This is a genomic window from Caballeronia pedi, from assembly GCF_001544915.2.
Lineage (GTDB): Bacteria > Pseudomonadota > Gammaproteobacteria > Burkholderiales > Burkholderiaceae > Caballeronia > Caballeronia pedi.
Genome location: NZ_FCOE02000054.1, coordinates 37,476 through 45,894, shown reverse-complemented (window position 1 = coordinate 45,894; position 8,419 = coordinate 37,476). Strand labels below are relative to the sequence as shown.

Sequence of the window (8,419 nt, the reverse complement as noted above, 5' to 3'; positions counted from 1 at the left end):
CCCCGCCGCAGTTGATCTGCACGACCACGCCGTCGATCGACACCGGCCCGGCCGCGCTGATCGCGATGCCGGACGGCCCGAGCACGATGGTGTTGCCGCCCGCCTTGAGCGTGAGCGTCACGCCGGCCTCGATGGTGACGTTCGCTCCGCCCTTCACATCGACGTTAACACCCGCCCCCACCGAAATATTCGCCCCGCTCTTGTGATGTGTATCGCCGCCGATATCGAGGGAAAACTTGCCGCCGATGCCCGTGCGCTGGTCGCCTCGCACCGCGTCGCTGCGATTTCCGCCGCAGCGCGCGTAGTCGTCCTGCTCGACGATTACATGCCGCTCGCGGCCGATGCGCGTGAGCGCGTCGTGCTTGACCCAGGTTTCCAGATCGCGCTCGGCGTGAAAGAACAACTGCTCGGCATTCTTCGTATCGTCGAAGCGCATTTCGTTGAAGCCGTTGCCGCCTTTCGTCGAATTGCTCTTGAGCGTGGTGCGGGCCATCTTCGCAGGCAGTTCGTAAGGCGTCGTCAGCGCGGCGTTGTAGACGCTGCCGATCACGAGCGGCTGATCCGGATCGCCTTCGATGAAATGCACCAGCACTTCCTGTCCGATGCGCGGCAGGAAGAACGCCCCGTAGCCCTTGCCGGCCCAGGGCTGCGCGACGCGCACCCAGCAGCGCTGCAGCGACTCGCGCGACGCTTCCGGTCCGAGCTGCTCCCAATGAAACTGCACCTTGATGCGGCCGTATTTGTCGGTATGGATCTCTTCGCCTTTCGGCCCGACGACCACCGCCGTCTGCGGCCCCGCCACGCACGCGCGCGGCGTGCTGCGCGCGGCCCGGAATCCGGCGTCGCGCGGCAACGCCGTGAAGGCGCAATCGAACACGGGCGGCCGGGCGCGCGCATCGAAAATTGTAATATAGTCATCCGAATTGATTTCATATTCGGCCGAAACGACGAGGTACTCGCCGTTGTGCTGCGCGAGCGGATGATCGCTCAAATGCACGGTTCCGCCAGGCCAGATGGCGCGCGCGGTCGTGCGCGCGCTCACGAAGACATTGGCCGCCTGATGCGCCTCGACGCGCGTGCGTGCGAGACGCTCGGCGTCTTCGTGGCGCGTGTAGCCCGGCGCGTGCTCCTGCATCGCGTAGACGGGCTCGTCGAAGCGCTTCACGCGATGCGCCCGCGCGACGAGACCTTGCTGCACCGATTGCGACGGCTTCTCGAAGTCGTAATCGTTGAGCTCGACGATGCCTGTCGCCACTTCGCCGCCCGTGGACCATGCGTAGACCCACTCGTGCTCGTGCGGCGCGCTGCTCTGCGCGCGAAATGGCAGTGCATCGCAATGCGGCGTCGCGCCATGCGCCTGTGACGAATCCGTGAGAATCAGCCGATGTTTGCCGCCCCGATGCTCGAAGTAGTAGTAAATGCCTTCGCGCTCGGCGAGCCGGCTCACGAAATCGAAATCCGTCTCGCGGTACTGCGCGCAATGTTCGAGGCCCGGATAGGTCGCCGAGCACTTGTTCTCGAAGTCGATGTGATAGTCGGCGAGCACGCGGCCGATGATCGCGGGCACGGTCATCTGGTGAAAGAAGCGGCAGTGCGACGCGCGCGTGAGCAGCCACAGGCGCGGGCGCACCGTCGCGCGATAGAGCGCCGGGCGGTTGGGCTGCGTGCTCGCGGGCCGCGCCAGCTCGAACGCCGTGACGATGCCGTTGTACTCGCGCGTGCCGCCCGACGGAATCGCCAGCGACAGCGAAAAGTCGCTGCCGAGCATCTTCGCGATGTCGAGATTCGACCGGTCCGCGAGCAGTTCGAGATCCCATTGCGCGAGGCGTCCCAACGCCTCGCGTCCGCGCATGCGATACAGCACGAGCGCGTTCTTGCCGAACGCGCAGGTCACCTGCGCGGTGCGATCGTTGTCGGTGAGCATCATCGGCGGCCTCGTCGTTCAGGGAATCTGCGTTTCGCACGTCGCCGGATCGGCGATCGTCACCACGCCGCCCCAGTTGCAGAGGCACCTGGAGACGTTGTCGAGCGACGGCTGGTTGCCGAGCAGCACCGTGAGCGCGCCTGGCACCCAGGGCGCGAGGGTCGCGGGCACGCAGGGCATCGGCGTCGGCGCGCCGAGCGCGGCGGCGGTGGCCGCGGCGACTTGCGGATTCGCCTGCGAGGTGCACATGCCGAACGGCATGATGTTCACGAGCGGCTCGTGATCCATGATGTTCGCGGCAATCGACCCTTCGCAGCGCACGCGGTTGACGGGCAGCACGACGAGCGCGGACGGCGTCACGCCGAACGAGCATTGCAGCGTCGCGCCCATGACGACTTGTTGTGGCATGACCGGCTCCTCAATCGAACGAATAGGTGAACTCGCCGTCGCATACGCCGACTTCGACTTTCGCTACGCTGCGGCCATCGACGAGACGGCTCAGGAATTCCGTGCTCACGCGCGGCAGCACGGTGTTGGTGAGAATCGCGTCGATCATCCGGCCGCCGCTCGCGAGTTCCGTGCAACGCCGCGCGATCTGCCCAACCACCGCGTCGTCCCAGGCGAAGTGGACGCGCTGCCGCTCGCCGATGCGCCGCCCGATGCGCGCGAGCTGGAGACGGATCACCGCATCGAGCATCGCCTGGTCGAGCGGGTAATACGGGATCACGGCGACGCGCCCGAGCAGCGCCGGCGGAAATGCTTCGAGCAGCGGCTCGCGCAGCGAGCGCGCGATGTCTTCCGGCGATGGCGCTTCACGCCCGCCGCACAGATGCGTGATGAGTTCGGTGCCGACATTGGTCGTGAGCAGGATCAGCGTGTTGCTGAAATCGATCTCGCGTCCTTCGCCGTCTTCCATGCGGCCCTTGTCGAAGACCTGGAAAAAGAGCTTGTGCACGTCCGGATGCGCCTTCTCGAACTCGTCGAGCAGCACGACGCTATAGGGACGGCGCCGCACCGCCTCGGTGAGCACGCCGCCTTCGCCATAACCGACGTATCCCGGCGGCGCGCCCTTCAACAGCGAAACGGTATGCGCTTCCTGGTACTCGCTCATGTTCACGGTGACGACGTTGTCCTCGCCGCCGTACAGCGCCTCGGCGAGCGCGAGCGCGGTTTCGGTCTTGCCGACGCCCGAGGTGCCCGCCAGCATGAACACGCCGACCGGCTTGCAGGGATCGTCGAGGCCGGCGCGCGCGGTCTGCACGCGGCGCGCGATCATGTCCATCGCGTGACCCTGTCCGACGATGCGGCGGTTCAGCGTCGCGGCCAGATCGAGCACGCTGGCGGCTTCGTCGCGCACCATGCGGCCGACCGGGATGCCGGTCCAGTCCTGCACCACCGATGCGACCGCGTGCGCGTCGACGCCCGGCAGGATCAGCGGCGCTTCGCCCTGACGCCGGGCGAGTTCATCGGTCAGCGCTTTCAGGTCCGGGAGCGTGACGGACTCGCCGCCCGCCTCGATCGCCCGCCGCGCCGCGAGAATGCGTCCGACGAGCGCGCGCTCCGCTTCCCAGCGCGCGGTGAGATCGGCGAGGCGCGCACGTTCGGCGTCGAGCCGGGCGGCGACATCGACGGCGCGTTCCCGCGTGTCGATGCCAAGCGCCGCTTCGCGCGCCACGATCTCGCTTTCCGTCGTCCACGTCTCGATGCGGCGCCTCGCATCGTCGATGGCGGGCGGCAGCGCCTGCTGGCTCACCGCGACGCGCGCGCAAGCGGTGTCGAGCAGGCTCACGGCCTTGTCGGGCAACTGGCGCGCGGGAATGAAGCGATGCGAGAGCTTCACCGCCGCCTCCAGCGCCTCGTCGAGCACCTGCACGCCGTGATGGCGCTCCATCTTGCGCACGAGGCCGCGCATCATCGCGATCGCGCCCGCTTCGGTCGGCTCCGGCACCTTGACCACCTGAAAGCGCCGCGTGAGCGCCGGGTCCTTCTCGATGTGCTTCTTGTATTCGACCCAGGTCGTCGCCGCGATCGTGCGCAGCGTGCCGCGTGCGAGCGCGGGCTTGAGCAGGTTGGCGGCGTCGCCAGTGCCGGCCGCGCCGCCCGCGCCCACGAGCGTGTGTGCCTCGTCGATGAAAAGAATCACCGGCCGGTCCGACGCCTGCACCGCTTCGATCACCTGCTTCAGCCGGCTCTCGAATTCGCCCTTCACGCTCGCGCCCGCCTGCAGCAGACCGACATCGAGCGTGCGCACGACGGCGTCGTGCAACGCGGGCGGCACGTCCCCCGCGACGACGCGCTGCGCGAAGCCTTCCACCACCGCCGTCTTGCCGACACCCGCCTCGCCCGTCAGGATCGGGTTGTTCTGCCGCCGCCGCATGAGAATGTCGATGACCTGGCGAATCTCCGTATCGCGCCCGACGATCGGATCGAGCTTGCCCTTGCGCGCTTCGGCGGTCAGATCGACGGTGTAGCGGGCGAGCGCGTCGTTCTGCGCGAGCGGCGCGGCCGGTTCCGTGGCGGGCGCAGCCTGCGCTTCCGGCGAGCCGTCGAGCAGCGCGTCGAAGCGTTCGGACAGCGCATCGAAGCTGATCTTCTCGAACTGGCGGGACAGCGCGTAGAGCGCGTTGCGCAGGTTCGGCGTGCGCAGCATGCCGATCACGAGATGCCCGGTGCGGACCTTCGGGGCATTGAACATCAGCGAGCCGAAGACCCAGCCGCGCTCGACGGCTTCATCGACTTGCGCGGAGATATCGGAAACGGAGGTCGCGCCGCGCGGCAGGCGATCGAGCGCGGCGGTCAGATCGCGTTCGAGCCCGGCCTCGTCCAGCTCGAAATGCCGCACGAGACGACGCAGATCCGAATCCGCCGCGAGCAGAATCTGATGCACGCAGTGCGCCAGTTCGACATACGGATTGCCGCGCAGCTTGCAGAACGCAGCGCCGTTTTCGATCGCACGATAGGCAAGCGGATCGAGCTTGCCGAACAACGCCATGCGGCTGATTTCAGTCATGAGAAGTCTCCTTGCTTCTGGCTTGCTTCCGGTTCGCTTGCGCCTGCCCGGCGATCACGACCCGATGGTTGTCATGAACCGGCGCGCCGCTCGTGAGCCAGGTGTTCCAGCCGAGGCGCGCGCCTTTCGTCGAATGCCCTTGCAGCCGCAGCGGCGGCACTTCCTCGCGCTTCAGATGCAGCGCCACGTCCCAGTCGAGCGGATCGCGCACGTAGTTGCGGACCCAGTCGGCGAGCTTCGTGAGGCTCGCGCCGCCCGGCAGAAAGCGCATGAAGTCGACGTAGCCGAGCGGTCCGATCACGATGCGAAACTTGTGCTGGCAATCCCAGACCCGCGTGCCGACGACCGTCGATACGCCGAGCCGCGCGCCGCAAAGACGTGTGCGCGCGTTCTCCGGCAGCGCGATCCAGTGGCCGCGCCACGGCTCGATCGACACGTTCACGCCGAAAAAGCGCGCGAGAATCAGCCGCAGCCCGTCGGCATGGCGCGTCGGCGCGGCGAGCACGCCCGCGAAGTGACGCTTGGCGGAATCGGGCACGGCGTCGCGATCGGCGAGTGCGGGCGCGCCGAGGCCGAACAGGCTGCCGACGTAGCCCGCGAAGCGATCGTCGCGCGGACGGTCGGCGCTCACGACCGGCTGCCCATCCGCCCACGCGCGATAGAACAGCGACAGCATGCGGTGATGGAACACGTCGAGAAAGCGCGCGAGCGTCGGATCGTTCGCGTTGCGCGCGCGCTCGCGCACGTAGGCGGTCAGGTGAGTCGGCAGCGGTCCGTTCGGTCCGAGCAGGCCGAGAAAATTCACCGCGAGCCGGCCGGGCTTGCCGTCCTCGCCCGGCGCGTAGTCGCCGAGCGTCGTCGGATGAAAGATCAGCTCCGGGTCTTGCGAGAGCCGCACCGCGTCGTCGCGCGCGGACAACGACCGGCCGAGGCGCGGACGCTCCCCATGCGCCTGCTCGATCAGCCGCAGGGCCTGAAAGAAGTCGAAGCGGCGGGCGTCGCGGGCGAGCATGCCGTCGATGGTCAGAGCGTCGCGCATCGTCCGGTCCTCGCTGGCCACTGCATGACCGGACCACGCGCGAGCGTCGCGACGTGGGTCTCGGTGAACGAATTGATCGACACGTACTGCGCGAAGAACTGCGCGAGCACCGCGCCGAGCAGGAACGCGCTCGCGCCTTCGAACGCGGCGTCGTCGAAGTGCAGCGTGATCGCGAGGCCGCGTCCGTAGACGATCGGACCCGGCGAAGGCAAACGGCGCACGACCGGCGCGCACGACACCGAACGCAGCCCTTCGACCTGACGATGCGCGGCGGCGTCATCGGCGGGGCAGTAGAGCGTGAGCAGTTCGCGCAGCGCGCGGGCGCCTTCCTGCTCGTTCGTATCGACGAGCGATGCGTAGTTAAGCGAAAGATGATCGAGCAGCCGCCACGCCGCCGGCCCTTGCGCGAACGAAGGCAGCGGCCGGCTCGGACCCGCGACGCAGCGCACGGCGGTGACGGGCGCTTCGGCGTCGAGCGTGAAGTCGGTCGAGCCCGCGCCGACCGGCATCGAGAGCGGCAGATCGCGGTTCGTGCACCACGCGCTGATGCCGAGCTGGCGCGCTTCGCCGCTTTCGGGCGCGCTCGCCGCATCGACCAGCGCGATGAAGGCTTCGCTGCCGAGGTAGCTGCTGCGCGCGCCGTTCTGCTGCTGCCGCACCGACGCGCGCCGCGCCTCGCGCCGCAGTTGATAGAACGCGCCGCCCTCGCCCGGCAAGTCGAGATCGTTCGCGCAGTGGAACGGCCGATACTGCTTCTGCGCATCGGCGCCCGCGCCGTAGCCGGTGACTTCGTCGATCTGATGGATTTCGTAGTCCATCGGACGCGTGCGGTCGACCACGACGTGATATTCGAACTCCGTGTCCGACAGCGCGACGCGGTCGGTGCGGCGGCGAAACAGGTTGATGGCGGGCGTGCAGTCGAGCGCGAAATTCGAGGCATCGACGCCGCGTTCGAGCGACGCATCGGCCTGATCGAGCAGGATCACGATCTCCGCTTCCCGCCCGTGGCAAAGACGCAGCGCATCGCGCAAGCCGGCCAGTTCGACGAACATGAAGCGCGGCGCGAAGGCGAAATATTCCTGCAGCAGGCGATAGCCGTCGAACGATTGCCGGCCGACCGGCAGAAGCGCCTCGTCTTCGGCGAAGCCGAGCGGCCGCAGCGCCGTGCCGGGCAGCACGGCGAGCGTGGTCGCGGCGCTCGCGCCAGTGCCCGGCTGCATCACCGCGACGCCGACGCAATGCGCGAGCAGCCGCTCGTGCAGCCTGGCCGGCAGGCCATCCGGGCCGCGCAGATACAGCGCGAGACGGTCGAGCGAGAGGCGCTCGAAGCCGAGCGAGCCGGTCGCGCGCACACGCAGGCGCAGTCCCGCCTTGACGCCCGCGGGCAGCGCCGCCGCGTTCAGCGATCCCGCATGCGTGAAGAACTTCGCCTGCGCGATCTCGATGGGCCACAGCGTGAGCGCATGCGCGGTGCGATATTCGCAGCGCGTCGATGCGGACTTGTCGAGCATGCCGCGCAGCGCCGTATGACGCGGCACCACGATGCCATCGGCGCTCGCCGCGAGTTGCGGGTTCGCGTGATCGGCCTGCAACTGCACGACCGTCATCGACGGCGTCGGCGCGAGATAGTGCGGATACGCCTGTTCCAGCAGATGCTGCGTGAAGCGCGGGAACTCGGCGTCGAGCTTCATCTGCACGCGCGCGGCGAGAAAGCTGAAGCCCTCCAGCAGCCGCTCGACATACGGGTCCGCGCATTCGACGCCATCGAGCGCGAGCCGCCCGGCGATCTTCGGAAACGCAGCGGCGAATTCTCCTCCCATCTCGCGGACGTGCTGAAGCTCCTGGCTGTAGTACCTGAGGAACGCGGGATTCATGTTTGCTGCTCCCCGGCCGACGCATCGCAGACGCGCACTTCGCCCGCTTCGAGATCCAGTTCCGTGCGCAGGAACAACCGCTCGGGATATGGCTGCGACCACATGTCCGCCTCGATCTCGAAGCGGATCACGTGGCCGCCTCTCGCGCTTTTGGCGACGCCCGCGCCCTTCGCCTCGTCGATCGCCGTCACCTGCACCGATTCCCGCGCGAGCCGCGGCTCGAAAGCCCACAGCGCGTCGCGGATGATGCGCTCCAGCGCGCCTGCGGCGAGCGCGGCGACGTCGCGGCCCGCGAGATCCGGCAGGCCGTAGTTGAGCACCGACGTCGCAACGTGCGGCAGCGTCGCCGCGCCTTGCGCGTTCGATCTCTCGCCGAGACCGCTCGCGTTGAGAAGCCAGCCGATATCGCGCTGCACGCTGTCGCGCAGCGCACGCGCCGAGATCACGCGACGCTCGCGGGATTCGTGACGCGCGTGCGGTTCGAAATCGGTCAGGCGGTCCAGCAACGACGGCTGCAGTCGGTCGCGGGCGGAAGGTTCGGACATGGGCGGCTCCTTTTGCGGGCAATGGGC

Annotated in this window: 6 protein-coding genes; all 6 read right to left on the bottom strand. The window is 68.1% G+C overall.

Annotation, left to right across the window (positions count from 1 at the left end):
- A partial coding sequence (locus tag AWB80_RS38810) for a type VI secretion system Vgr family protein (protein WP_061179920.1) occupies positions 1-1,927 on the bottom strand: 1,927 nt, incomplete at its 3' end.
- A gap of 15 nt (positions 1,928-1,942) precedes the next feature.
- Complete coding sequence (locus tag AWB80_RS38805) at positions 1,943-2,332, bottom strand: DUF4280 domain-containing protein (protein WP_061179919.1); 390 nt, start codon at positions 2,330-2,332, stop codon at positions 1,943-1,945.
- Between the two features lie 10 nt (positions 2,333-2,342).
- On the bottom strand, positions 2,343-4,934 hold the full coding sequence (gene tssH, locus AWB80_RS38800) for a type VI secretion system ATPase TssH (protein ID WP_061179918.1): 2,592 nt from the start codon (positions 4,932-4,934) through the stop codon (positions 2,343-2,345).
- Complete coding sequence (gene tssG, locus AWB80_RS38795) at positions 4,927-5,973, bottom strand: type VI secretion system baseplate subunit TssG (protein ID WP_061179917.1); 1,047 nt, start codon at positions 5,971-5,973, stop codon at positions 4,927-4,929. The genes tssH and tssG overlap by 8 nt, the downstream gene beginning before the upstream one ends.
- Positions 5,958-7,847, bottom strand: coding sequence for a type VI secretion system baseplate subunit TssF (gene tssF, locus AWB80_RS38790; RefSeq protein WP_061179916.1), 1,890 nt, complete (start codon positions 7,845-7,847; stop codon positions 5,958-5,960). The genes tssG and tssF overlap by 16 nt, the downstream gene beginning before the upstream one ends.
- Positions 7,844-8,392, bottom strand: coding sequence for a type VI secretion system baseplate subunit TssE (gene tssE / locus AWB80_RS38785; RefSeq protein WP_061179915.1), 549 nt, complete (start codon positions 8,390-8,392; stop codon positions 7,844-7,846). The genes tssF and tssE overlap by 4 nt, the downstream gene beginning before the upstream one ends.
- Positions 8,393-8,419: the final 27 nt, after the last annotated feature.